Source organism: Nocardia sp. NPDC057668, from assembly GCF_042799795.1.
GTDB lineage: Bacteria > Actinomycetota > Actinomycetes > Mycobacteriales > Mycobacteriaceae > Nocardia.
This window is the reverse complement of record NZ_JBHVIC010000005.1, coordinates 158,759-182,694: the sequence shown is the minus strand read 5'-3', so window position 1 is coordinate 182,694 and position 23,936 is coordinate 158,759. Positions and strand designations below refer to the sequence as shown.

Genomic DNA, 23,936 nt, shown 5'->3' with positions numbered 1-23,936 from the left:
AGCTCGGTCTCCGTTTACATACACTCTTGTATGTAAGTGTACGATCCAGGGATGACCACGACCGCGGCACCGAAGCAACCTCGCCGAACCCAGGAGCAGCGCAGCAGCGAGATGCGGGTGCGGCTGCTGGACGCGACGATCGAGTGTCTGGTCGAGTTCGGGTACACGGGCACCACCACGCCGCGGGTCGCCGAGCGCGCGGGCGTGACCCGCGGGGCCATGGTCCACCACTTCGGTTCCAAGACCGACCTGGTGGTCGCGGCCATCAGCCATCTGGCCCAGCGCCGCACCGAAGCCGCCATGCTGGAGATCGGCCGCATCAAGGACGGCGCGGATTCCATTGCCACCATGCTGGATTTCCTGTGGGAGCTGCATCAGGGTCCGCTGTTCATCGCGGCCATGGAGCTCTGGGTGGCCGGGCGCACCGATCCGGTGCTGGCCTGGGAGATGGGCAAGGTCGAGCCGTTCGTGAACAACGCGGTGCTCATGGCGCTGTCTCGGTACGTGCCGGATGAGGTGCACCGCAAGGACGCTCGCGATTTCCTCTACACCGCCATGGACGCGCTGCGCGGAATCCTGGTGTCCAGCTTCATCGAACCGGATCCGGCCCGCGCGCTGCGGCGCTGGGGCCGGGCCTGCGCGCATCTGCGCGTGATCGCGGCGGCGTCGCTGCCGGGGATCGTCATCGCCGACTGACCTCGGCCTTTTCTCCGGCGCCCGGGCGAATCGCCCGGGCGCTGCTCATTTGCTCATGCATATCGGAATGTATGTATTCGCATTCCGGCGCTGACGCGCGCCCATGACCCGGCTCCGAACCTGCTCGTAACCACACCCTTGTGTGCTTACATACATCTCTGTATGTTTGTTTCTGTTCGGAGCACGCAGGTGTGATGGGAGGAGTTCGATGGCGAACAAGGTGTACGTGGTCGGCGTCGGAATGACGAAGTTCGAGAAGCCGGGCCGTCGCAAGAACGAGGACGGCAGCAACTGGGACTACCCGGATATGGCGCGCGAGTCGGGCACCAAGGCGCTCGCCGACGCCGGCATCGACTACCGCGAGGTCGAACAGGCCTACGTCGGCTACGTCTACGGCGAGTCGACCTCCGGTCAGCGCGCGGTGTACGAGCTCGGCATGACCGGCATCCCGGTGGTGAACGTCAACAACAACTGCTCCACCGGTTCGACCGCGCTCTACCTTGCCGCCCAGGCGATTCGCGGCGGCCTCGCGGACTGCACCCTCGCCCTGGGCTTCGAGAAGATGCAGCCCGGTTCGCTGGGTTCGAGCTATGACGATCGCGAACAGCCGATGGCCAAGCACGTCATGGCCCTCGCGGAGATCTCGGAAGTCCTGTTCCCGGTGGCCCCGTGGATGTTCGGCGCGGCCGGGCGCGAGCACATGGAGAAGTACGGCACCACGCTCGAGCACTTCGCCAAGATCGGCCACAAGAACCACCGGCATTCGGTGAACAACCCGTACGCCCAGTTCCAGGACGAGTACTCGCTGGACGACATCCTGAACGCGCGGATGATCTACAGCCCGCTCACCAAGCTGCAGTGCTCGCCGACCTCCGATGGTTCCGGCGCGGCCATTCTGGCCAGCGAGGACTTCGTGGACCGGCACGGCCTGGCCGCGCAGGCGGTGGAGATCGTGGGCCAGACCATGACCACCGACTACGCCTCCACCTTCGACGGCACCGCCAAGAACCTCATCGGCTACGACATGAACGTCCAGGCGGCCGAGAAGGTCTACGCCGAGGCGGGTTTGGGCCCGGAGGACTTCCAGGTCATCGAGCTGCACGACTGCTTCTCCGCCAATGAGCTGCTGCTGTACGAGGCGCTGGGCCTGTGCGGCGAGGGCGAGGCCGGAAAGCTCATCGACGCCGGGGCCACCACCTACGGCGGCAAGTGGGTCGTCAATCCCTCGGGCGGCCTGATCTCCAAGGGACATCCGCTGGGCGCGACGGGTTTGGCGCAGTGCAGCGAACTCACCTGGCAGCTGCGCGGCACCGCCGACAAGCGGCAGGTGGACAACGTCACCGCCGCCCTGCAGCACAACATCGGGCTCGGCGGCGCGGCCGTCATCACCGCCTACCAGCGCGCGGACCGCTGAGTTCAGCGCGAAACACCGACCGACACAGATCTACTCGACGAGGAGCAGTTTTCACATGGGACACATCGAAGCCAGCCGCGACCTGACCGCCAGCCCCGCCGCCCTGTGGGCCGTGGTCTCGGACCCGCAGACCTGGGACAAGTGGTTCAGCATCCACGAGCGCTGGATGGAGGACGCGCCGGCCGTGCTGTCCGAGGGCGCGGTGCTCACCGCCAAGGTCGTCATGCTCGGCATGGCCAACAAGATGGTCTGGAAGGTCGAGAACGTCGACGCCCCGAATCGCCTGGTGCTCAGCGGAACCGGCATGGCCGGGGTGAAGGTGCAGTTCACCTTCGACATCACCCCCGCGGGCGACGGCAGCAACTTCGCGGTCGCCGGCGATTTCGAGGGCGCGCTCATCAAGGGCGCGCTGGGCAAGGCGGTGGAGAAGGACGGGCTGAACCAGCTCGACAAGACCCTCACCGCCCTCGACTCGCTGGCCGCGGCGGCCTGAGATGTCGGGCACCCCCATCGAATTCGATGCCTCGGGCCTGAACACCTGGTCCGACGAAGAGCGTTTCGAGGTTACGGCGGAACGGCTGGCCGACTACGCCGCCGCCACCAATGATCAGATCGAGGCGCATCGCAAGGGCGAGATCGCCTCGCCCGTGTTCGCCATCGTGCCGGTGTTCGACGCCATGATGGTGCCGGTTCTCGACGTGGTGCCGATGGACATCTTCGGCCGGGTTGTCCACGGCGAGCAGGACTTTCACTTCCACCGCCCGATCCGGCCCGGGGAGACGCTGGTCGCGCGCGCCAAGGCCATCGGCTTCGAGGGCAAGGACAACGGCTCGACCATCACGATCCTCATCGAAACCCGCGCCGAGGACGGGGAACTGGTCAACGAGCAATACCTCACCGCGTTCTTCCGCGGCGTGAACGCCGGTCCCCGGGTCGGCGACGGCGCGCCCGCGCACCGTTTCGATGCCGCGCTGGCCGAGCAGCCGCCGGTGGCGGAAGCGGCCGCGCACGTGGATCTCGACCAGACGTACCGGTATTCGCCGGCGTCCGGTGATCCGGTGCCGCTGCACCTGGACGACGAGGTGGCCAAGGAGGCCGGGTTGCCCGGCATCATCGCGCACGGGCTGTGCACGATGGCCATGTCGTCCTGGGGCGTGCTCAACGAGGTCGCGGGTTCGGATGTGGCGCGCCTGAAGCGATTCGCGGTCCGGTTCTCGAAGATGGTGTTCCCCGGCGACGACCTGCGGACCCAGCTCTGGAAGCTCGACTCCGCCGACGGGGTCACCACCTATGCCTTCCGCACGCTGCGCGGGGACGACGTCGTGTTGAGCGACGGCCGCGCCGAGATCGCCGATTGACATCGCGCGGGGGCGTCCGCGGGGTGACGCTCCCGCGCCGGAAACTTTTGCTGGACAGGAGAATTTCATGGGATTGCTCGAAGGACGGGTAGCCGTCATCACCGGTGCGGGCCGCGGGATCGGCCGTGAGCACGCGCTGCTGTTCGCACGCGAGGGCGCCTCGATCGTGGTGAACGATCTGGGCGGCAGCAACTCCGGTGAGGGCGTCGACGTCGGGCCCGCGCAGGAGGTCGCGAACGAGATCGTGGCCGCAGGGGGGCGCGCGATCGCGAACACCGACAACATCGCCGACTGGGCGGGCGCGAAAAACCTCATCGATCAAGCGGTTTCGGAGTTCGGCCGGCTCGACGCGGTGGTGAACAACGCCGGCATCCTGCGCGACGCGTTCATCGCGGGCATGGACGAGGCGCAGTGGGACGCGGTCGTCGCGGTGCACCTCAAGGGGCACGCCGCGGTGCTGCGCCACGCCGCCGGGTACTGGAAGGACCAGTCCAAGGCGGGCAACCAGCCCAACGCCGCGGTCATCAACACCGCCTCCGCCTCGGGCGTGACCGTTCCCAACGCCGGACAGGGCAACTACGGTGCGGCCAAGGCCGGCATCGCCGCGCTGACCCTGGTCGCCGCCGACGAACTCGCCCGCTACGGCGTGCGCGTCAACGCCATCGCGCCCATCGCGCGCACCCGCCTGACCCTGGCGACCCCGGGCATGGGCGAGATGATGGCCGCCGAGGCCGCGGACCTGGAGGAGGGCGCCTTCGACGCCTTCAGCCCGGCCAACATCTCACCGCTGGTCGCCTACCTGGCCACCGAGAAGTGCCCGATCACCGGCAAGGTGTTCGCGGTGCAGGGCGGGGCCATCTCCGAGCTCGCGGGCTGGCACGACGTGAAGACCATCGAGACCGACGGTCCGTGGCTGATCGACGACATCGCCGCCCGTCTGCCCTGATTCGCACCGATCCGATCGCACCCCGACAGCGAAACCGTCTGGAGAACAACGATGTTCGAATGGTCCGAAACCGACGAGATGATCCGCGACGCGGTGCGCGGCTTCATCGACAAGGAGATCCGCCCGCAGCTGGCGGGCCTCGACAGCGGTGAGATCTCGCCGTATCCGATTATTCGAAAGTTGTTCGGCGACTTCGGCATCGATGCGCTGGGCGGCGACGCGATCGAGAAGCTGCTGGCCCGCCAGCGCAAGCGGGAAGCGGCCCTGGCCGCGGGCGAGCCGCTGCCCGAACGCAAGGACGGCAAATCCGGTGGCGACGGCGGCCCGTTCGCCGGTCAGGAATCGATGATGGCGGTGCTCATCAGCGAACTCTCCGGGGTGTGCATGGGCCTGGTGACCGCGATGGGCGTGAGCATCGGGCTCGGGGCGACCACCATCCTCTCGCGCGGCACGCTCGCGCAGAAGGAGCGCTGGCTCGCCGACATCGTGACCATGAAAAAGGTTGCGGCGTGGGCGATCACCGAACCGGACTCCGGCTCGGACGCCTTCGGCGGGATGAAGACCTATGTGCGCCGCGACGGTGAGGACTACATCCTCAACGGGCAGAAGACCTTCATCACCAACGGGCCGTTCGCGGATGTGGTCATCGTCTACGCCAAGCTCGACGAGGGTGACGGCACGGACAAGCGCGATCGCAAGGTGCTGACCTTCGTGCTCGACAAGGGCATGGAGGGCTTCACCCAGGGCAAGCCGTTCCAGAAGATGGGCCTGCACGCCTCGCCCACCGGCGAGCTGTTCTTCGACAACGTGCGCCTGTCCAAGGACCGGCTGCTCGGGGAGACCGAGGAACACAAGGGCGGGGACGGCCGCGAGAGCGCGCGGTCGAGTTTCACCGCCGAGCGCATCGGCGTCGCGTTCATGGCGCTGGGCATCGTGAACGAATGTCACCGGCTCTCGGTGGAATACGCCAGGACCCGCACGCTGTGGGGGCAGGAGATCGGGCGTTTCCAGCTGGTGCAGTTGAAGCTGGCCAAGATGGAGGTCGCGCGCATCAACGTCGAGAACATGGTCTTCAACATTCTCGAACGCGGCCGCGCGGGTAAGCCGCCGTCACTGGCCGAGGCGTCGGCCATGAAGCTGTACAGCTCGGAGATCGCCACCGAGGTCGCCATGGAGGCGGTGCAGCTGTTCGGCGGCAACGGCTACATGGCGGAGTACCACGTCGAACAGCTGGCCCGCGATGCCAAGTCGCTCATGATCTACGCGGGCAGCAACGAGATCCAGGTGACGCACGTCGCCAAGGGGCTGCTCGGGAAGTGAGCCGATACCGGGTCGCGCGAGGTGCTCGCCGGCGCGACCCGGTTGCCGGAATGACAGCACAGCAATGGATTTCGTGAAGAGAGGGTGACAATGACGTCACCGTGGGCCGCCCTCGGCGGCGAGATCACCGAACGATCGCAGTGGTACGGGGAGTTCCGGACGCGAGTGCTGGAGGTGCCGGGCGAAGGTCCGCGCTTCGTGCTGCTGCACGGCTTCGCCGATTCCGCCGACACCTGGCGGGGCGTGCTCTCGGGATTGCACGCGCGCGGGCGGGCCGCGACGGCGGTGGACATGGCGGGATTCGGCGTGACCGAGCCCTTCGCGCCGGGACCGCTGCTGCCCCAGCTCGACTCCTTCGCCGACGCGCTGCTGGCGTCGACCGGACCCGTGGTGCTGGTGGGCAATTCACTCGGGGTGGCGATCTCGCTGCGGGCCGCGCAGCGCAATCCGGCGCTGGTGCTGGGGGTCTGCGCGCTGGACGAGCCGCTGCTCTCCGACGATTGGCTGGCCCGGTTCGCGCGCGGCCGGGTCGCGCCCGCCGCCGCGCGGGTGCTGCGCCGGACGCGGGTGCCCGCTCCGCTGCTGCGCGGCGGCATCTCGGTGTTCGCGCGCATGGCGCTGTGGGGCGACCCGCGCGCGGCCGACCGGGCGCTGATCGCCCTGTGGCGCGACAAGTACGGCAGCTCGGCGCAGGTGGCCTGGCTGGCCGAGAACGCGATTCGGTTCGCGCAGGAATCGGTGGGCGGTTATTCGGGTGATCCGGTGCCGTGCCCTGTCCGCATCGTGCACGGCCGCCGGGACCGCATCATCCCGGTGCGGGCCGGTGCGGCGTTGCATCGGCTGCTGCCGGGCAGCGAGTTCATCGTGCTCCCGCGTGCGGGGCACTGCCCGCAGCTGGACGATCCGGCCGGAATCGCCGATCTGCTGGCCGATTTCGCGGATCGGCGGCTCGGTGACGCGAGCCGCGACGTGGGGTGATGCGCCGGCGATGACGGGGCGGTCCGGTCTGCCCGGCGTTCGATGCCCGAGTGCCGCACCGCGTGGCGGCGCCTCGTGAGCGTCGACGGTGAGCCGGCCTCGGACGGTCGTCGGTCGGCAGGGGCGGTGGGGCGTCGCGGACGGCCGATGCGAACCGGCGGCGGACACGTGCGGTTGCCCTCCGATAGCTGGAAAGGAATCTCTGCGACTATTCGGGCATGACATCGCTGTCGGACCTGCTGCCCGAGGACGCGATCCAACTGGATGTACCGGTGACCGACTGGCGCGCGGCGATTCGCGCTGCCGGCAGCCTGCTGACCGCCACCGGCGTGGCCGCGGACGAGTACACCGCCGAGATGATCGGCAATGTGGAGGAGAACGGGCCGTACATCGTCATCGCGCCCGGGTTCGCCTTCGCGCACGCCCGGCCCTCGCCCGCGGTGCTGCGCACGGGGATGTCGTGGGTGCGATTGCGGGAGGCGGTGGAGTTCGGCAGCCCCAACGACCCGGTGGATCTGGTGGTCGCGCTGGCCGCCACCGACGCCGAGGTGCACACCGACGCCATGGCCGCGCTCGCCCGGCTGCTACTCGAGCCCGGGGCGGACCAGCGGCTGCGGGCGGTGGCGACGCCGCGGGAACTGCGCGCACTGATCACCGGTGAGGACGCGGCCGGGTCCGAGAAGCTGGTTCCGGCAACGGATTCGGGGGAGCAGCGGCCGTCCGGGCCGATCAAGATCCTCACCGTGTGCGGTAACGGCGTCGGCACCAGCCTTTTTCTCAAGAGCACCCTCGAGAAGGTGCTCAATCGCTGGAAGTGGTCGTCGTACGTGGATGTCGAAGCGACCGACACCATTTCGGCCAGGGGCAAGGCGGGCGAGGCGGTGGCGGTCCTGACCTCCGGGGAGATCGCCAAAACCCTGGGCGACGTGGGGATTCCGGTGCAGGTGGTGGAGAACTTCACCAGCACGGCCGAAGTGGAACGCAAACTCCGCGAACTCTTCGACGTGTAGGAAGGCGAGTGATCGCATGAACGCCCTGCTGGCCGTGGCCCAGTTCATCGTCAACGAAATCCTCAGTCAGCCCGCGTATCTCATCGGAATCATCACCGCGGTCGGCCTGATAGCGCTGCGCAAATCCGCCGGGCAGGTGGTCGGCGGCGCCATCAAGGCCACCCTGGGCTTCCTGCTCATCGGGGCCGGCGCGGGGCTGGTGGTGCTGTCGCTGAAACCGCTCGGGATCATGATCCAGGGCGCGCTCGGCGCACACGGGGTCATTCCCACCAACGAGGCGATCGTGGCCATCGCGCAGGCCGAATACGGCGCGCAGGTCACCTGGCTCATGATCCTGGGCTTCGCGATCAGCCTGGTGCTGGCCCGCTTCACCCCGCTGAGCTACGTCTTCCTCACCGGTCACCACATGCTCTTCATGGCCACCCTGCTGACCATGGTGCTGGCGGTCGCCGGGTTCTCCACCCCGGTGGTGGTGCTCACCGGCGGCATCCTGCTCGGCATCGTCATGGTGGCGCTGCCCGCGCTGGCTCAGCCCTGGACGCGGCGCGTCACCGGCGGCGACGACGTGGCCATCAGGCATTTCGGCACGGCGGGCTACGTCGCGGCGGGCGCCACCGGGCAGTTGGTCGGCAGGCGCAGTCGCAGCACCGAGGAGATGAATCTGCCCGAGGGCCTGCGCTTCCTGCGCGATTCGATGGTGGCCACCGCGCTGTCCATGGTGCTGCTCTACCTCGTGCTGGCGGTGATCTTCCTGGTGCGGGTCGGGCCGGACGAGGCGTACCGGGCGTTCCCGGACGGGGCGGCGAACATCGGGAACTACCTGATGAAGTCGGTGAGTCAGGGACTGCAGTTCGGCATCGCGGTGGCGGTCATCCTGTTCGGGGTGCGCACGATCCTGGGCGAGCTGGTGCCCGCCTTCCAGGGCATCGCGGCGCACGTGGTCCCGGGCGCGGTGCCCGCGCTGGACGCGCCCATCGTGTTCCCGTACGCGCAGAACGCGGTGCTGCTCGGCTTCATCTCCAGCTTCGTCGGCGGCCTGGTCAGCCTGGGACTGCTGACCTGGATCTTCAATCCGCTGTTCGGATTGACCCTGGTGCTGCCCGGGCTGGTGCCGCACTTCTTCACCGGCGGCGCGGCGGGCGTCTACGGCAACGCCACCGGCGGGCGGCGCGGCGCGATCGCGGGCGCGTTCGTCAACGGGGTGCTCATCACGTTCCTGCCCGCGCTGCTGCTGCAGGTACTCGGGCCGTTCGGCGAGGAGAACACCACCTTCGGCGACGCCGACTACGGCTGGTTCGGCACGGCGATCGGGGCCGCGGCGGAACTCGGCGGCTGGGGCGCGGTGGTCGCGGCGCTGGCGATCGGCGCGGTGATCCTGCTCGCCGCGATCGTGGTGCAGGTGAAAGTGGTTGCGGCGGGCTGGGATCCGGGTGCGGCGCGGGACGCCGAACTCGGGGAGTCCACGCTCCCGGCGTCGGTTGCCGAACCGGCGGCGGGAGCGCGGCGGTACGCGAAGATACCGCCGCCCCGGGGTGCTCCCGTCCCGCCGCCGCCGGAGTAGATCGCTAGGGCTTGCGCGCGAGCGCCGCCCCGATGAGTTCTTCCCACACCGTCAATTCCTGGACGTTGGAGCCGATTCGGGTCACGTCGCTCTGCGACTCCTGATGCCACAGCGCCGCCGGGACAACGCCCGGGGCCACGAGGTCGAGATCGCCGAACAGGCCCGCGATCTCCTCGTCGGTGCGCCAGCGGCCGCGGCCGAAGGTGGCCTGCAGCTTGTCCTCGGCGGCCTTGGTCTCGGGATTGCGGCCGGTGCGGAAGTGCGAGATGTAGAACGGGCTGCCGGGCTGCGCGAGATCGGCCCAGTAGCGCACCAGATCGGCGGGCTTCTCGTCATCGTTCAGGTGATGCAGGATGGCGCTGAAGATGACCCCGACCGGGCGGCTGAAATCGATGAGCCGCTCGACTTCCGCGTTGTGGTGGATGCTTTCGGGCTCCACCAGGTCGGCCTGGATGACCGCGGTGGTGTCCAGTGTGGCCAGCAGGGCCCGGCCGTGCGCGAGCACGATCGGATCGTTGTCGACGTACACCACGCGTGCGTCCGGATTCACCCGCTGCGCGACCTGGTGCACGTTGTCCGCGGTGGGCAGCCCGCTGCCCATGTCCAGGAACTGGTCGATTCCGCTGCGGGCCATCTCGTCCACCGCGCGCACCAGGGCCTGGCGGTTGGAGTAGACGATCGACACGGACCCGGGCAGGTCCTTGAAGAAGAAATCGCCGACCTCGCGGTCGACCGCGTAATTGTCCTTGCCGCCCAGCATGTAGTCGTAGACGCGCGCGACACTCGGCTGCGTCTGATCGACCTTCGGTTGAATGCTCATCTGAAAATCACCCCTGTCCGACCCGGACCTACTCTGGCTATCTGTGCCCGTTCGATCCTAGGAGCGAACGGGATCCGGTGGGGCGCTTGGGGAATTCAGACGGCGCGCAAACGGGTGCGACTCGCGTAGACGTGCTCGGCGATCAGGGTGGCAATACGATCGGGGGCCTCGAGCATGGGGACGTGGCCGACGTCGTGGATCAGGATGCGATCCGCGGATTCGGGCAGCTCCTGCAGGAAACGGCGAGCATAGGTCTGGTACGGAATGATCCGGTCGTTCTCACACATGAGCAGGCGCACAGGCGTTTTCAGATCCGACATGTCCTCGAGATCGGGCGCCCGCAGCGCGCCGGCGATCATCGGGAGCATGGCGCGGCAGTTCATGGCCGAGCTGATGGCCGCCTCGACCGCGCGGCGCGGGGCCGCGGCGCCGTTCTTGCTCAGCAGCAGGGCCACCGCCGAGCGCACCGGGGCGCTGAAGGCGATGGCGTTCGGCAGGCGTCTACCCACCTCGACCACCGGCACCAGCGACAGGAATTTCAGGCCGACCCGCACCTGCAGCGCGGACGGGGTTTGCCAGCCACCGGCCGGGGCGATAGCGGTGAGCGTGCGGGCCCGGCCGCGGCGCGCCAGTTCGAAACCGACCCAGCCGCCGAGCGAATTGCCCGCGATATGGCAGGTGCGCCAGCCCATCTCGTCCAATTGGTCTTCTACCCGGTCGGCAAGGGCGCTGACATCGAGGTACCAGCCCTCGAAATCCGGGCCGCCCCAGTGGCCGGTGAAGGCGGGAGCGAACACCTCGCAATGGCCGGCCATGCGCTCGGCGACACCCTCCCAGCAGTGCGGGGACATCATGAAGCCGTGCAACAGGAGCAGTGGATCACCGGAACCGGTGTGCAGTGCGCGCATGGGGGCGAGCGGGGTGGCGGGCTTGGCGGTGCCTGACGTCATCGTCATCACCCCTTCCTGGACCTCGATGTCCACGGAGAAGGTTGGATAGCGGCATTGTACGGTCGTAGGGTGCCCAAAATCCTCAGCACGGTAAACGTCAATGGAGTTCGCGCGGCGGCCCCCAAGGGTCTGCTCGCCTGGCTGGCTGTCACCGAGGCCGATATCGTCTGCCTACAGGAGACCCGGGCGACCGAGGAGCAAACGCGTAGCGTGCTGGCTCCCGCGCTCGATGCCGGGTGGTATCTGAGCCACGCCGAACCGGGGATCAAGGGGCGCGCGGGGGTGGGGATCCTGTCCCGCAGGCAACCCGACGCGGTGCGGATCGGGCCCGGGGTCATGGTGGACGGAAACTGGGTTCCCGGAACCGAATTCGCCAGCATCGGGCGCTACATCGAGGCCGATTTCGACGAGCTGACCGTGGCGAGCGTCTACGTGCACACCGGCGAGGCCGACACCCCGATGCAGGACGAGAAGTACCGGTTCCTCGACGAGATCGGTGCCCGGATGACCGGGATCGACCGCGATTTCGTGATCATGGGCGACTGGAACGTGGCGCACACCGAGCTCGACATCAAGAACTGGAAGGGCAACGTCAAGAACTCCGGCTTCCTCCCGCAGGAGCGGGCGTGGGTGTCCGCGATGCTCGCGGCCGGGTACGTGGACGTGGTCCGTGAGCTGCACCCGGGCGTGCCGGGCCCGTACAGCTGGCACTCCTACCGCGGTCGCGCCTACGACAACGACGCGGGCTGGCGGATCGACTACCAGCTCGCGCGCGGCGACATCGCCGGGCGCGCGAAGCAGGCCGTGGTGGAGAAGGCCGCCACCTACGCGGAGCGCTGGTCCGACCACGCGCCCGTGACGGTCCAGTACCGGTGACGATCTCGCCGCGGGTGCGCGCGTGGCTGCTGCTGGGCGGCGCGATCCTCATGGTCGTGGTCGCCGTGTTGCTCGGGCGCGGGGGACAGGACTCGCCCGCGAGCCAGGACGCGCGGCCCGCGGCGACGTCCACGGCCGCGCCGAAACCGTCGAACCCGGGCGGGGTCGCGAAGCCGAGCGTCTCCGCGCCGGCCAAGGTCGCGGGCGTCCCGGACCGGGCCTATCAGACTCTGATCGAGATCGACGCCGGCCGCTGGCCGGACTCGGCGAACTCGCCCGGAACCCGCGGCGGAGAGCAGTATTTCAATCGCAACCGCGCGCTGCCCACCGGCAATAACATCACCTACCGCGAGTGGGACGTGAATCCCAAACGCCGCGGCCAGGATCGGGGCGCCGAGCGCATCGTCACCGGCAGCGACGGCTCCGCCTGGTACACCGCCGACCACTACGACACCTTCACGAGGATGCGCTGATGGCCACCCCGATCTCGTTGTCGCAGTTCCTGTCCCGGCCCGCGGACCCGGTCCTGGGCGCGCTGCGCGTCAAGGCGCCGGACTTCAGCGGCCTGCGCTACCGCCTGCCGCGCACCTACGCCTCCCGCGAGCTCCGCGCCGGCAAGATGCGCACCGTCGCAGGCGTTTTCGACGAGTTCGCCGCGGCCCTGCAGTTCCCCTACTACTTCGGCGAGAACAAGGACGCGTTCGACGAATGCCTCCGCGACCTCGCCGAATCCTTGGGTGAGGCCGAAGGCTACGTCCTCCTGGTCCGTGACGCCGCCGACCTGCTCGCCGATCAACCGGGCGAACTGGAGTGGTTCGCCTCCGCCATGACCGACTGCGCCACCTACTGGTCCGGGCTCAAAGTCCATTTTCGCGTGGTTCTGCAGGGCGAAGTCCCGGACCTGAGTACCGCTTCCCTCGACTGGAACCACCGCGATCTGTAGGCCCGCACCCGCCGAGTCGCGGACGAACAGAACCACGCCGGCGATCCGGGGGCCCTCTCGGCGCGCAACAGCCTTCCCTGCCGAATCCGTCCGCCACCCGACGTTCGCGCCGAGCTCGCGATGCTCGGCGGAGGGTTCAGCAGGCGTGTTCTCGTGGCAGGTCGGAATCGCTTGTGCTCGAAGGGGTTCAGCTTTCGCGTAGGCGGCCGGCCAGGTCCTCGCCGAGCAGGACGAAGATGTCGGTGGTTTCGGTGATCAGCTCGTCGCGGGTCATGGGGAGGTCGCCCTGGAGCCAGGCCGTCAGGGTCTGGATCAGGCCGCCCACCAGGTAGGTCGCTCGGAACGTGATCGTCGGGTCGGGGGCGGGGGTCGTCAGGGCGTAGAAGTCGGCGCCCTCGGCGGCGACGATGTTCGCGAAGGCCCGGACGGTGTGGACCGTGCGGGTGCGGAGTTCGGGGGTGGCCGAGCTGACCAGCAGGGCCACCCGGGCTTTGCGGGGGTCGTCGGTCAGGACGTGGACGCCGGCGGTGATGGCGGCGTGGGCCTTGGCGCGGGAATCGTCGGGGGCGGTGTGCAGGGCCAGGATCAGGGTGCCCGCCAGTTCCTCGGCGATGGTGTCGAACAGGGCCGACAGGACCGCGTCGCGGCCGTCGAAATTCTCGTAGTAGTAGCGCTCGTTCAGGTTCGCGCCCGCGCACAGGGCCGCGACGGTGAGTTTGTCGATCCCCTGCGTGCCGAGGATATCCAGGGCCGCGTCGAGCAGGGCGGCGCGGCGCTGGCTGCGGCGCTCGGCCGCGGAGATGCCGCCGTACGTGCGTTGCCCGGTCACGGGTCGATTCTGGCACGGACGCAGTTCTGGTGGTAGCTCTTGCCAGATTGGCGAATCCGGGGGACTCTGTTTCCAGATGTGATGGTTCGCATCACACCTTGCTCCAGGAGGCAACGATGCCTGCACGGTCGGATTCCGGATATTTCTCCGATGACTCGATGATTCGGCGCGTGATGCGCAAACGCGCGGTGGGGCTCACCTACGGGCAGCGGGCGCTGGTGATCGGGGCCGTGCACCCGCTGCTCTACGTCGGAACCGCCGAGAACACCCAGCACCGGACCACCCCGTACACCCGGCTCGCGCTGACCGGACGGCTCTTCGAAGCCGTCTCGCTGGGCACGAAGGAGGAGGCCGACCGGGCGCGCTCGTTCACGCACAAGCGCCACGCCAAGGTCCAGGGCGGACTGCCCGAGGACGCGGGCAGCCACCATCCCGCCGGCACGCGGTACTCCGCGCACGATCCCCGGCTCATGTTCATGACCATGGCCTTCACCTTCGACTCCGCCGAGGTCATGCACGATTTGCTCGTCCGCAAACTCACCGTCACCGAACGCGAAGGGCTGTACCGGGATTACGTGCGCTGGGGCGAGCTGTTCGGGATGCCGCGCGAGGCCGCGCCCGCGAGCTACCCCGAGTTCCGCCGGGTCTTCGACGGCTACCTGGCCTCGGACGAGGTCTTCCTCACCGACGAGGCCAAGGTCGTCGGCGGATACCTGATGGGCCAGCAGGTGCCCTACCCGATGCCGGTCCCCGTGCAGCAGGCCCTGGGCGGATTCAACCTGCTCGTGCAGGGCAGCCTGCCCCCGCGCATCCGGGAGATGTACGGCCTGACCTGGGGTATCCGCGAGGAGATCGCCTGCCGCGGCCTGGCGCAGGCGGTCCGCACCGCCCACCTGTCCCCGCCGCTGGCCCCCAAACTGCTGCGCGGCACCCTGACCGGCCCCAGCTACCCGCTGTACCGCCTGGCCACCCGTCGCGAAAAGAAGCTGGTGAACTCCGGGCGGCCGAGCATGCCGGGGGTTGACGCGCAGCCCCGACGCGCCCGGGTCAGCTGACCTCGATCTACTCCCGCCTCGTGGTTCGCGGCCCGCCCGGTTCTGGGCTGACGGAGCGGGGGAGCGGAGGAGGGAAGAACCGGGTTACGAGGGCCGCGAACAGCCGGAGCGGAGCGGAGGCAGATCAAATACCGCTGGACCGGCATGGAAAGATCGGAACCATGTCGAGTCCTGCACCCTCCGCCGAACGCAAGCAGCGGGTCCTCTCCGGGATCCAGCCGACCAGCGATTCGTTCCACTTCGGGAACTACCTTGGCGCGGTGCAGTACTGGGTGCGTCTGCAGGACGACTACGACGCCTTCTACTTCATCCCCGACCTGCACGCCATCACCGTGCCGCAGGATCCCAAGGAACTGCGCAAGCGGACCAAGGTCTCGGCCGCGCAGCTGCTGGCCCTGGGCGTCGACCCCAAGAAGTCGACGCTGTTCGTGCAGAGCCAGGTGCCCGAGCACGCCGAGCTGGCGTGGGTGCTGAACTGCCTCACCGGTTTCGGTGAGGCCAGCCGCATGACCCAGTTCAAGGACAAGTCGGTCAAGCAGGGTGCGGAGAACGCCACCGTCGGCCTGTTCACCTATCCGGTGCTCATGGCCGCGGACATCCTGCTGTATCGCCCGCAGCTGGTGCCGGTCGGCGAGGATCAGCGCCAGCACCTGGAGCTGACCCGAAATCTGGCGCAGCGCTTCAACACTCGCTACAAGAAGACCTTCGTGGTGCCCGAGCCGCACATCGTCACCGGCACCGCCAAGATCTACGACCTGCAGGATCCGACCGCCAAGATGAGCAAGTCCGCCTCCTCGGACGCGGGCCTGCTCAATCTGCTCGACGATCCCAAGGTCTCGGCCAAGAAGATCCGCTCGGCCGTCACCGACACCGAGCGCGAGATCCGGTACGACCCGGAGACCAAGGCCGGGGTCAGCAACCTGCTGGTCATCCTGAGCTCGCTCACCGAAACCCCGATCGTCACCCTGGAACAGGATTTCGCGGGCAAGGGCTACGGCGACCTCAAGGCCGCCACCGCCGACGCCCTGGTCGAGTTCGTGACCCCGTTGCGGGCCAGGGTGAACGAGTTCATGTCCGACCAGACCGAGCTGGACCGCATCCTCGCCGCCGGCGCGGACCGGGCCCGCGAGGTCGCGAGCAAGACCCTGGCCCAGGTGTACGACCGGATCGGACTGCTGGCCCGCTGATCGGCGCCGACTACCCGGACGCCCGCGGCGAAGGCCGCGGGCGTTCGTCGTTCCGGAGTGGCCGAGGCGGCGGCTCGAGTCAGCGCGCCGGGTAGCTCGGCGGCAGCGGCATGCCGCGGTCGCCGAGCACCTCGCGCAGGCGATCCGGGTAGTCGGTGATGATCCCGTCCACGCCCGTGTCCAGCAGCGAGCGCATCGCACCGGGCTCGTTGACCGTCCACGGCACGACCAGGATCCCCGCGGCGTGCGCCTCGGCGACCGAATCACGGGTCACCAGGGGCAGACTCGCCGAACCGCTGGGCGGCAGCGCGTACAGCGGAGAGAGCGCGGTCGCCCCGAAGGATTTCGCGGCGCGGGCCAGGCTGCCGCCGAATCGCGCGACATCGAGGCCGCCCAGCCACGGCGAGAAGGGATACACCTTCGTGGGCTCGGTGAGCGCGTAGAGCCGCAGGCCGGGATCGGCCGCGTGCACCTGGATCAGCGTGCCCCAGTCGAAGCTCTGGATCGCGGCGCGCTCCCGCATGCCCGCGCGGTCGATCTCGGCGACGGCGCGCCGGACGAACGCGTCGCGCGGCGCGGTCTCGCGGGCCGCCGGATCGTTCTTCAACTCGATGCTGAACCGCACGGTGTCCGCCCCGCGGTCGCGGGCGAGGGTGAAAACCTCGTCCAGGGTGGGCATCCGCGCGCCGGGCGCGGTGCGCTGACCCGGGTAATCCGCCTGGGCCTTCGACCCGCAATCGAGGGTGCGGACCTGGTCGAAGCTCAGGTCCTTGACGAACTTGCCGACGTAGGGGAACTGCGGATCACCGGGCGTCACGGGCGATGTGTCGGCGCACTTGCCGCCGTCGACGGCGGCATCGTGCGTGATGACCTCGCGCCCGTCCGCGGTGATCCCGATATCCAGTTCGAGGGTGGATACCCCCAGTTCCAGGGCGTGCGCGAACGCGGGCAGCGTGTTCTCCACGACCAGTCCGCGCCCGCCGCGATGCGCCTGCAGATCGAAGTCGCTCGCCGGCGCGGCGGCCGCGCCGGGCATGGCGAGCACGGCGCTCGCGGTCAGGGCCAAGGTCAGCAGTGCGGTTCTCACGCGGGCGGTCTCCGGTCGTCGGTGCGGGCGGACCAAGGTCATCACGCTAACCCGCAGGACCCGAACCCGCCCCGGGAACCCGGACAATCCACGCGTCAGTGGAACGCGGGCGGCGATCGCGGTGTCGGCGATGCTGCCGGGCGCGACGGGTGTCACGGACCGCCGGGTGGGTATTGCCCGAGGGCGGCCGGGGCCGGGCACGCGTCACAATCGCCGCGCCGGAGCACCTGGCGGCGACCCGGCCGGGGGGATGGAAGAGTGATCGATCTGACCTGGCGTTCGGTGGAGGTGACCGGTGTTCGACAAGACGAGGGCGCGCATCGAGCGGGAGATCCGCAGGCGGCACTGGCTCGACCATCTGGTGCGGACGGCCGGGCGCTACCAACGCCAGCGCGGCGACTACTACGCCGCGGGCATCACCTACTTCACGGTGCTCTCGCTGTTCCCGTTGCTCATGGTGGGATTCGCCGTGGCCGGTTTCGTGCTGGCGCGAGATCCCGAGCTGCTCAACGACATTCAGGCCAAGATCGTCGAGAACATTCCCGGCGCGGCCGGTGATCAGATCAATGATCTGATCACCCAGGCGGTGGACTCCCGCGCGGGCGTCGGCATCATCGGCCTGCTCGCGGGCGCGTACGCGGGCCTCGGCTGGATCGCCAACCTGCGGGCCGCGCTCACCGAACAGTGGGAACAGCCCGCCCAGGACCGCAATTGGGCGCTGACCAAGCTCTCGGACCTGCTGGCCCTGGTGGGATTGTTTCTGGCCATCGGCATTTCGCTCGGCCTGTCGGTGCTGGCCTCCAGCGGCCTCATCCGCACCCTGCTGAAGAGGTTCGAGATCTCCGAGGCGCCGGGCGTCACCGTGTTGCTCACCGTGCTGTCGCTGGTGCTCGCGGTCCTCGCGAACTGGGCCGTGTTCGTGTGGATCATCGCGCGCATGCCCCGGCATCCGGTCACCCTGCGCAGCGCCGCGCGCGCGGCCCTGATCGCGGCGGTGGTGTTCGAACTGCTCAAGCAGCTGTCGTCGCTCGTGCTGCGCTCGGTGGTCAACGGCCCGGCGGGGGTGACCTTCGGCCCGATCATCGGCCTCATGGTGTTCAGCTACTTCACCGCGCGGATCATCCTGTTCGCCACCGCGTGGGCGGCCACGGCGACCGAGAACGATCTGCCCGCGGATGTGCCGCCGCCCGCGCCGGCCGTCATCGAACCCCGGATGTCGGGCCCGGGGCTCACGGCCGGCGCGGGTGCGGCGCTGTTCGGCGCGGGCGCCGTTGCGGGAGCGCTGGTTTCGGTGCTGCGCCGCCCGCGCCGCTAGTAGCGGCGCTGCTGGATCTGGCGCGCACCCGCCAGCAGGAACAGCACCAGGACGATCCCGCCGACCATGAGGGTCACGCGCAGATCGTCGTGCCGCCCACCGGCGTCGTCGACATCGGCCGCGACGGGTTTGGGCGGTGTCGCCAGCGCCGCCGTCGACGTCGCGACCTTCGGTGTGTTCGCCTCGGGCAGCTCACCCACGCTCGCCCCGGACGGCAGCGCGAAACCGTAGTCCAGCAGCTTGGCGGCCTGCTCGAACGGACGGTACGGCCGCACATCGGCTTTGAGCAGGGTGACCACCAGCCGGCGGCCGTTGCGCTGGGCCGCGGCCACGAAGGTCTGGCGGGCGTCGTCGGTGAATCCGGTCTTGCCGCCGATCGCGCCGTCGTAGTTGAACAGCAGCAGATTGTCGTTGGCGATGGGATAGCCCGGATGCTCGGTGTCGGCCGGATTCTTCGGATCCGCGCCGTAGCCCGGGAATTGGACCTCCTCGGTGTGGATGAGTTCGGCGAACAGCGGAATGGACATGGCTTCGCGGAACACCACCGACAGGTCGTAGGCCGAGATGCTCATGCCCGGCCCGTCCAGACCCGAGGGCGTGGCCGCGCGAGTGTCCTTGGCCTGCAACCGCTGTGCCAGATCGTTCATCTTGGCCACCGCCGCGTCGTCCCCGCCGAGCTGTGCGGCGATGGCGTGCGCGGCGTCGTTGCCCGAGGCCATGATGAGCGCCTGGAACAGCTGCCGGTTGGTGTACCGCCCGCCGGGCCCGATGCCGACCCGGGTGCCGTCCACGTCGGCGTCCTCCTGGGTGCCGACCACCACCTTGTTCAGGTCCAGCGTGCGCAACGCGACCGCCGCCAGCAGCACCTTGATGGTGGAGGCGGGGCGGTAGCGCCCGTGCGGGTCCTTGGCGATCAGCACCTCGCCGGTGTCCAGGTCCGACACCTGGTACGCGGTGGCCGAAATCCCTTCCGGGGCCTGCGGTGCGCCCGCGGGACGCACCACGCCGCACGAACCCAGGTTCTTGCCGCCGATCGGCGGGGACGGAATCGGCAGCGGTGCGGGCGATGTGCGGCCGGGTCGCGGGACCTCGGACAGATCGATGGGCGGCGGGGGAGTGGTCCGGTTCGGGCAGTCGTCGGTGTCGGGCGTGGTGAACGGCGTTGTGGTGGTGGGTGGTTGGGCTCTGGCCGCCGGTAGCGGCGCGTAGGCGACGGTGAGGGTGGCCGTGGTCAGCGCCACGGCGAGCAGGGCGGTGCCGCCGGAAGCGGAGCGATGCCGACGCGGTCGGCGGCGGGCCGGACTCTGGTCATGGCGCGAATGCCTGCGGATGCTCATCGCGGACGAGCTTAGAGCCGGGCGGTTCGTACGGTGCGTGCACCTCGGCGCGTCTCGCACAGCGGCTGCGGCCGGCGACCTCCGCACGGGAATTGCGAGTCGCCCCGCCGCGGGCTGTGCGGCGGGGACGACGGGCGCGATACGGCCCCGCGAACGCGGGGGCCGTATCGCGGGCGCGGCGGGCCCGGGGCTGTGGGCACGCGCGAAAGTCCGATGCGTCAGGAGGTCTTGGTGACCGGGCAGCCGTGCGCCAGCGGGCCGAGCAGCCGGTTGTTGTCGTAGAAGTGCTCGAGCTCGAGAATGCGCAGGTCATCGCTGACCTTGGCAATGGTGATGCCGGTCATTTCGATCATCTCGCCGGTGGGCTCGTGGCCCTTGTACTCGCCGGTGTACCGGCCCCAGTGCCGCCATTTGAAGGTGACGGTCGGCGGCCCGGACAGCACTTCGAGCACCTCCCAGAAGAAGCCGCCCGGGAAGGCGGTGTGGAAGATGTGGTGCGAGGACTCGAAGGTCTCCCCGCCGGGGTAGTACGGGTTCTCACCGATCAGGATGTTGTACGAGCCGATGCGCGCGAACTCCTCGGAGTCCTGCCACTCGCCCCCGTTGACCCGCCCGCGGTAGTGCTCGGCGACCAGCGAGACCCACGTCGCGGGATCTTTCTTGTGCGAGACCTCCATCTCGAAGACCTTCACGAGTTCTTCGACGATGAACTCCAGCGAGTCCGGCGCGTGGTCGGTGGTGCGCTCGACCGGCATGACGACCGAGCTCAGGTGGTAGTCGGGGACACCGTCGCGCCACTCTTCCGGTGCGGCAGCGGCGATTACGGCGTCACGACCTTGCAGGTGCAGCGGTGTCGTCACGGGTTCTGTTGCTTGTTCAGTCATTTAGAGCCTCGAAGATCCAGACCTGTTGTGCGGTAGTCGCATTGAAAACGGACCGGATGACGGTAACAGCGGCTCGGCGAAACGTCGCGCCGGGCGTTCGTCGGCCGCGGGGACCGCGGCGGCTACGTGACACGACAAGTTTTGACAGGCTCTCTAAAATGAGAGACTCTCTCATTATCGAGTTGATAGCAACTGATAGGGACTGTCATGAATGATTCGGCATCGAAGCGCTGGCTGGCGCTCGGCGCGCTGGCCGTCGCCATGCTCACCATCGGGCTCGACGTCACCGTGCTCACCGTCGCGCTGCCCACCCTGGCCGTCGATCTGCACGCGGGCACCGGCGCGCTGCAGTGGTTCAGCAGCGCGTACACCCTCGCGCTCGCCGCGGTCATGCTGCCCGCGGGCGCGCTGGGCGACCGGTGCGGGCGCAAGAAGATCCTGCTGGCGGCGCTGCTGCTATTCGGCGCGGCCTCACTGGCCTGCGCCTTCGCGGGCACGTCGGGTCAGCTGATCGCCGCGCGCGCGGTCCTCGGCCTCGCGGCGGCGGCCATGATGCCGCTGTCCATGGCGATCCTGCCGGGCCTGTTCCCCGATCCCGCAGATCGTCAACGGGCCCTGACGATTTGGATCACCTCCACGGCCATCGGCCTGCCGCTCGGCCCGATCGTCGGCGGCTGGCTGCTGCAAAACTTCTGGTGGGGTTCGGTGTTCCTGATCAACGTGCCCATGGTGGCGATCGGCGCGACCGCGGTCGCACTGCTGGTCCCGGAATCGCGCAGTGCCAACGCTGTTCGCGTGGATCTGCCCGGCGTCGCGCTGTCGGTGTTCGGAATGCTCGGTCTCACCTACGGATTCATTCGCTTCGGTGAGCAGAGCTGGGGCGACGGCCTCGCGTGGGCGGCGGTGGCGGGCGGAGTCGCGCTGCTGACCGCCTTCGTGCTGTGGCAGCGGCGCGCGGCGCATCCGCTGATCGATCTCGGGCTCTTCGCCGCACCCGGATTCCGCTGGGGCACCGTCTATATGATCGTCGTCAACTTCGCCATGTTCGGGCTGTTCTTCACCATGCCGCAGTACTTCCAGGCCGTGCTCGGGGCCGACGCGCTCGGCAGCGGCCTGCGCCTGCTGCCGCTGATCGGCGGACTCATCGTCGGCAGCCGCGTGGTCGACGGGCTGCTGCCCCGGGCCGGACTGCGGGTCGTGCTCACCAGCGGATTCGCGCTGCTCGCGGGCGGACTCGCGCTGGCCGCGCTGCTCACCACCAACAGCGGCTACGGGGTCGCCGCCACCGCGCTCGCCCTGCTCGGCGCCGGTATGGGTTTGGTCATGCCCGCCGCCATGGGGCTGGCCATGGGCGAACTCGCCGCCGAGCGCGCCGGCTCGGGATCCGCGCTGCTGCAGGCGCTGCGCCAGGCGGCGGGCACCATCGGCGTCGCGGTCCTCGGCACCGTCCTGGCCACGCGGTACCGCGCCGAGCTCGGTTCCGCGAACCGGCCGCCCGTCGACGACGGCGTCAATGCCGGTGTGGGCGTGGCCCATCGGCTCGGCGACACCGAGCTCCTCGCGCACGTGCAGACGGCCTTCATGGGCGGGATGAGCGCCATGCTGTGGGTGTGCGCCGCGGTCTGCCTGGGCGCGACGGTCATGGCCGCGCTGCTCACCCGGGCCCCGGCGGGGCCGGCGCCCGCGCCCGATGCTGCACAATCGGTACATGCCGGCTGAGCCCATCCACGCGGAATCGACCCGGCCCGGCCCCGACACCGCGGGCCGGGCCCGGCCCGGCCTGCGGGAACGCAAGAAGGAACGCACCCGGTCCACGATTCGGCGCGAGGCTTTCCGGCTCTTCCACGAGCAGGGGTACGCCGCCACCACCGTGGAGCAGATCGCCGACGCGGCGGAGATCTCCCCGAGCACCTTCTTCCGCTACTTCCCCTCCAAGGAACAGGTGGTGCTGGCCGACGATCTGGACCCGATCATGATTCAGCGGTTCCGGGATCAGCCCGTCGAGCTGTCGGCGCTGGAGGCGTTCCGGCGGGCCACCCTCGAATCGTTCGAGGCGCTGGACCCGGCGGAGTTCGCGTTCGAGCGCGACCGCGCCACCTTCGTGGCCACCGTCCCGGAACTGCGCGGCGTGCTGGCCATGGAGATGGACCGCAACGTCGACATGATCGCGGAACTGGTGGCCGAGCGCTCCGGGCGGACGCCCGGGGACTTCGAGGTCCGCGCGCTGGCCGGGGCCCTGATCGGGGCCGCCAAGGCCGTGCTGATGGACCGGGACCCCTTCGACCCCACCGCGATCGCGCGGGTCATCGCCTTTCTGGAATCCGGTATGCGGCTCTGAGCGGTGACTCGTCGTCCATCTCCGCGAAGAAGCCGCCGACCGTGTCCTCGATCTCGCCGATCGATTCCGCGCAGTACAGGATCGGCTGATAGCGCGTGATGTCGTAGACCGCGGTACCCATCGCCGTGATGTCCAGCGGGCGCAGCTCGGCGTGCCGGAACTCCTCGATCTCCCCGTACGAGGACAGCAGTCCCGCACCGTAGCAACGGATCTCGCCGTTCTCGCGGACCACGCCGAATTCCATGGAGAACCAGAACACATCGGCCAGGAACTTCAGCGCGCGATCGGTGCCGATTCGGGCGACGGCCGCGCCCGCGCTCTCGTAGATCGCCGCGAAGCGCGGGCTCGCCAATTGATTGGCATGCCCGAGTATCTCGTGCACGGCGTCCGGTTCCGGGGTGTACAGCGGCGCCGAATGATGCCGAATGTACTGGGTGGAGTGGAAGATTCGGCCGGCGAAGGAGCCGAAGAACTCGCGCAGCGGAACCAGGCCCGCGGCCGGGGCGTAGCCGAAGCCGCTGAGCGGGAACAGCTTCGCCGAGACCTCGGACAGCTGGGGAATGTGATCGGCGGGCAGATCCAGCCGCGCGGCCGCCGCGTTCACCTCCGCGCAGGCGTACCGCTCGCGTTTGCGGGCCAGTTCGGCGGCGACGATCCGCCACACCCCCTGCTCCTGCTCGGTGTACTCGATCGCGGGCGCCGCCGTGCCCGGCCGGTGCCCGAGGGCGAGCGCGGCGATCGCGTTGCGCCGCTCCCGATACGCGGGGTCGTGCACGCCCGGATGTGCATCGCTCAGATGCACGGTGACGTCGCCGCCGGCGCCCTTGGTCACCGGCGAATACAGCTGGGCCTCGGTGAACATACGACGATGCAAGCACCCGCGTGGCAAACCGACAACGAACCTCCCGGCAGCTGCGCAGATTGCCAAGCTGAACGGGTGGCACGGGTGCTCGAGCAGGGGCCTGCCGGGGGACTGGTAGACAGCGAGCGCACTGCGGGACAACACGAGCCACGCCTCCTGCGGCGTGTGCG

Annotated in this window: 24 protein-coding genes; 17 read left to right on the top strand and 7 right to left on the bottom strand. The window is 69.0% G+C overall.

The genetic code is table 11. The annotated features are described in order from the left end of the window. The first annotated feature begins 51 nt into the window (after positions 1-51). The 9 genes from ACFVBH_RS28455 (at position 52) to ACFVBH_RS28415 (ending at position 9,283) form a co-directional block, all read left to right on the top strand. A complete protein-coding gene (locus ACFVBH_RS28455; protein ID WP_379006163.1) occupies positions 52-696 on the top strand; it encodes a TetR/AcrR family transcriptional regulator in 645 nt (214 codons plus the stop codon). A gap of 208 nt (positions 697-904) precedes the next feature. Further along, positions 905-2,110, top strand: a complete 1,206-nt coding sequence (locus ACFVBH_RS28450) for a lipid-transfer protein (protein WP_354990365.1) — start codon at positions 905-907, stop codon at positions 2,108-2,110. A gap of 55 nt (positions 2,111-2,165) precedes the next feature. Then, complete coding sequence (locus tag ACFVBH_RS28445; RefSeq protein WP_354990364.1) at positions 2,166-2,603, top strand: SRPBCC family protein; 438 nt, start codon at positions 2,166-2,168, stop codon at positions 2,601-2,603. Between the two features lies 1 nt (position 2,604). Continuing rightward, on the top strand, positions 2,605-3,468 hold the full coding sequence (locus ACFVBH_RS28440; RefSeq protein ID WP_379006159.1) for a MaoC/PaaZ C-terminal domain-containing protein: 864 nt from the start codon (positions 2,605-2,607) through the stop codon (positions 3,466-3,468). A 67-nt stretch (positions 3,469-3,535) separates the two neighbouring features. Continuing rightward, positions 3,536-4,414 (top strand): SDR family oxidoreductase, encoded by an 879-nt coding sequence (locus ACFVBH_RS28435; RefSeq protein WP_379006156.1) that lies wholly within the window; start codon positions 3,536-3,538, stop codon positions 4,412-4,414. A gap of 51 nt (positions 4,415-4,465) precedes the next feature. Next, entirely contained in the window at positions 4,466-5,734 is a 1,269-nt protein-coding gene (locus ACFVBH_RS28430; protein ID WP_354990361.1) for an acyl-CoA dehydrogenase family protein, read from the top strand. 90 nt (positions 5,735-5,824) lie between these two features. Next, entirely contained in the window at positions 5,825-6,712 is an 888-nt protein-coding gene (locus ACFVBH_RS28425) for an alpha/beta fold hydrolase (RefSeq protein WP_379006152.1), read from the top strand. 218 nt (positions 6,713-6,930) lie between these two features. Next, a complete protein-coding gene (locus tag ACFVBH_RS28420) occupies positions 6,931-7,722 on the top strand; it encodes a PTS sugar transporter subunit IIA (RefSeq protein WP_379006149.1) in 792 nt (263 codons plus the stop codon). 16 nt (positions 7,723-7,738) lie between these two features. Beyond that, positions 7,739-9,283 (top strand): PTS ascorbate transporter subunit IIC, encoded by a 1,545-nt coding sequence (locus tag ACFVBH_RS28415; RefSeq protein ID WP_379006146.1) that lies wholly within the window; start codon positions 7,739-7,741, stop codon positions 9,281-9,283. 4 nt (positions 9,284-9,287) lie between these two features. On the opposite strand, the gene ACFVBH_RS28410 is transcribed toward ACFVBH_RS28415, so the two are convergent. Further along, positions 9,288-10,103: an SAM-dependent methyltransferase gene (locus tag ACFVBH_RS28410; RefSeq protein ID WP_379006143.1), complete on the bottom strand. Its 816-nt coding sequence runs from the start codon at positions 10,101-10,103 to the stop codon at positions 9,288-9,290. 95 nt (positions 10,104-10,198) lie between these two features. Continuing rightward, positions 10,199-11,059: an alpha/beta hydrolase gene (locus ACFVBH_RS28405; protein WP_354990356.1), complete on the bottom strand. Its 861-nt coding sequence runs from the start codon at positions 11,057-11,059 to the stop codon at positions 10,199-10,201. Positions 11,060-11,122: 63 nt separating this feature from the next. Here ACFVBH_RS28405 and ACFVBH_RS28400 point away from each other — a divergent pair, with 63 nt between their 5' ends. Genes ACFVBH_RS28400 through ACFVBH_RS28390 form a run of 3 tightly spaced genes read left to right on the top strand, consistent with a single transcriptional unit; the run spans position 11,123 to position 12,872 of the window. Further along, a complete protein-coding gene (locus ACFVBH_RS28400; RefSeq protein WP_354990355.1) occupies positions 11,123-11,929 on the top strand; it encodes an exodeoxyribonuclease III in 807 nt (268 codons plus the stop codon). Further along, positions 11,926-12,402, top strand: a complete 477-nt coding sequence (locus ACFVBH_RS28395) for a ribonuclease domain-containing protein (protein ID WP_354990354.1) — start codon at positions 11,926-11,928, stop codon at positions 12,400-12,402. The genes ACFVBH_RS28400 and ACFVBH_RS28395 overlap by 4 nt, the downstream gene beginning before the upstream one ends. Next, positions 12,402-12,872, top strand: a complete 471-nt coding sequence (locus tag ACFVBH_RS28390) for a barstar family protein (protein ID WP_379006140.1) — start codon at positions 12,402-12,404, stop codon at positions 12,870-12,872. Before ACFVBH_RS28395 ends, ACFVBH_RS28390 begins: the two co-directional genes overlap by 1 nt. Positions 12,873-13,059: 187 nt before the next feature. Here ACFVBH_RS28390 and ACFVBH_RS28385 read toward each other — a convergent pair whose 3' ends face one another. Then, on the bottom strand, positions 13,060-13,701 hold the full coding sequence (locus ACFVBH_RS28385) for a TetR/AcrR family transcriptional regulator (protein ID WP_379006138.1): 642 nt from the start codon (positions 13,699-13,701) through the stop codon (positions 13,060-13,062). 116 nt (positions 13,702-13,817) lie between these two features. On the opposite strand from ACFVBH_RS28385, the gene ACFVBH_RS28380 reads away from it, so the two are divergent. Further along, on the top strand, positions 13,818-14,756 hold the full coding sequence (locus ACFVBH_RS28380; protein ID WP_379006135.1) for an oxygenase MpaB family protein: 939 nt from the start codon (positions 13,818-13,820) through the stop codon (positions 14,754-14,756). Between the two features lie 161 nt (positions 14,757-14,917). Beyond that, entirely contained in the window at positions 14,918-15,943 is a 1,026-nt protein-coding gene (gene trpS, locus ACFVBH_RS28375; RefSeq protein WP_379006132.1) for a tryptophan--tRNA ligase, read from the top strand. A gap of 79 nt (positions 15,944-16,022) precedes the next feature. Here trpS and ACFVBH_RS28370 read toward each other — a convergent pair whose 3' ends face one another. Continuing rightward, positions 16,023-17,030, bottom strand: a complete 1,008-nt coding sequence (locus ACFVBH_RS28370) for a glycerophosphodiester phosphodiesterase family protein (protein ID WP_379006130.1) — start codon at positions 17,028-17,030, stop codon at positions 16,023-16,025. 295 nt (positions 17,031-17,325) lie between these two features. Here ACFVBH_RS28370 and yhjD point away from each other — a divergent pair, with 295 nt between their 5' ends. After that, positions 17,326-18,345 carry an inner membrane protein YhjD gene (gene yhjD / locus ACFVBH_RS28365; RefSeq protein WP_354990348.1) on the top strand — a complete coding sequence of 340 codons (1,020 nt, stop codon included), beginning with the start codon at positions 17,326-17,328 and terminating at the stop codon, positions 18,343-18,345. Here the strand turns inward: yhjD and ACFVBH_RS28360 are convergent. Both ACFVBH_RS28360 and ACFVBH_RS28355 read right to left on the bottom strand, forming a co-directional pair. Continuing rightward, complete coding sequence (locus ACFVBH_RS28360) at positions 18,342-19,682, bottom strand: D-alanyl-D-alanine carboxypeptidase family protein (protein WP_379006127.1); 1,341 nt, start codon at positions 19,680-19,682, stop codon at positions 18,342-18,344. The genes yhjD and ACFVBH_RS28360 overlap by 4 nt on opposite strands. A 218-nt stretch (positions 19,683-19,900) precedes the next feature. Then, positions 19,901-20,542: an ester cyclase gene (locus ACFVBH_RS28355; protein ID WP_354991802.1), complete on the bottom strand. Its 642-nt coding sequence runs from the start codon at positions 20,540-20,542 to the stop codon at positions 19,901-19,903. Positions 20,543-20,773: 231 nt separating this feature from the next. Here ACFVBH_RS28355 and ACFVBH_RS28350 point away from each other — a divergent pair, with 231 nt between their 5' ends. Together ACFVBH_RS28350 and ACFVBH_RS28345 are read left to right on the top strand one after the other, a co-directional pair. Next, on the top strand, positions 20,774-22,285 hold the full coding sequence (locus ACFVBH_RS28350; protein ID WP_379006123.1) for an MFS transporter: 1,512 nt from the start codon (positions 20,774-20,776) through the stop codon (positions 22,283-22,285). Then, a complete protein-coding gene (locus ACFVBH_RS28345; RefSeq protein WP_379006120.1) occupies positions 22,275-22,904 on the top strand; it encodes a TetR family transcriptional regulator in 630 nt (209 codons plus the stop codon). Before ACFVBH_RS28350 ends, ACFVBH_RS28345 begins: the two co-directional genes overlap by 11 nt. Here ACFVBH_RS28345 and ACFVBH_RS28340 read toward each other — a convergent pair. Beyond that, the gene (locus ACFVBH_RS28340; RefSeq protein ID WP_379006118.1) at positions 22,870-23,766 is read right to left on the bottom strand and encodes a phenylalanine 4-monooxygenase; all 897 of its coding nucleotides are present in this window, start codon (positions 23,764-23,766) and stop codon (positions 22,870-22,872) included. The two genes, ACFVBH_RS28345 and ACFVBH_RS28340, sit on opposite strands and share 35 nt — an antisense overlap. Between the last annotated feature and the right edge of the window lie 170 nt (positions 23,767-23,936).

Coding starts and splice junctions, on each gene's coding strand:
- ACFVBH_RS28455 (WP_379006163.1), top strand. CDS start 52: ATGACCACGACCGCGGCACCGAAGCAACCTCGCCGAACCCAGGAGCAG.
- ACFVBH_RS28450 (WP_354990365.1), top strand. CDS start 905: ATGGCGAACAAGGTGTACGTGGTCGGCGTCGGAATGACGAAGTTCGAG.
- ACFVBH_RS28445 (WP_354990364.1), top strand. CDS start 2,166: ATGGGACACATCGAAGCCAGCCGCGACCTGACCGCCAGCCCCGCCGCC.
- ACFVBH_RS28440 (WP_379006159.1), top strand. CDS start 2,605: ATGTCGGGCACCCCCATCGAATTCGATGCCTCGGGCCTGAACACCTGG.
- ACFVBH_RS28435 (WP_379006156.1), top strand. CDS start 3,536: ATGGGATTGCTCGAAGGACGGGTAGCCGTCATCACCGGTGCGGGCCGC.
- ACFVBH_RS28430 (WP_354990361.1), top strand. CDS start 4,466: ATGTTCGAATGGTCCGAAACCGACGAGATGATCCGCGACGCGGTGCGC.
- ACFVBH_RS28425 (WP_379006152.1), top strand. CDS start 5,825: ATGACGTCACCGTGGGCCGCCCTCGGCGGCGAGATCACCGAACGATCG.
- ACFVBH_RS28420 (WP_379006149.1), top strand. CDS start 6,931: ATGACATCGCTGTCGGACCTGCTGCCCGAGGACGCGATCCAACTGGAT.
- ACFVBH_RS28415 (WP_379006146.1), top strand. CDS start 7,739: ATGAACGCCCTGCTGGCCGTGGCCCAGTTCATCGTCAACGAAATCCTC.
- ACFVBH_RS28410 (WP_379006143.1), bottom strand. CDS start 10,103: ATGAGCATTCAACCGAAGGTCGATCAGACGCAGCCGAGTGTCGCGCGC.
- ACFVBH_RS28405 (WP_354990356.1), bottom strand. CDS start 11,059: ATGACGATGACGTCAGGCACCGCCAAGCCCGCCACCCCGCTCGCCCCC.
- ACFVBH_RS28390 (WP_379006140.1), top strand. CDS start 12,402: ATGGCCACCCCGATCTCGTTGTCGCAGTTCCTGTCCCGGCCCGCGGAC.
- ACFVBH_RS28380 (WP_379006135.1), top strand. CDS start 13,818: ATGCCTGCACGGTCGGATTCCGGATATTTCTCCGATGACTCGATGATT.
- trpS (WP_379006132.1), top strand. CDS start 14,918: ATGTCGAGTCCTGCACCCTCCGCCGAACGCAAGCAGCGGGTCCTCTCC.
- ACFVBH_RS28360 (WP_379006127.1), bottom strand. CDS start 19,682: ATGAGCATCCGCAGGCATTCGCGCCATGACCAGAGTCCGGCCCGCCGC.
- ACFVBH_RS28350 (WP_379006123.1), top strand. CDS start 20,774: ATGAATGATTCGGCATCGAAGCGCTGGCTGGCGCTCGGCGCGCTGGCC.
- ACFVBH_RS28345 (WP_379006120.1), top strand. CDS start 22,275: ATGCCGGCTGAGCCCATCCACGCGGAATCGACCCGGCCCGGCCCCGAC.
- ACFVBH_RS28340 (WP_379006118.1), bottom strand. CDS start 23,766: ATGTTCACCGAGGCCCAGCTGTATTCGCCGGTGACCAAGGGCGCCGGC.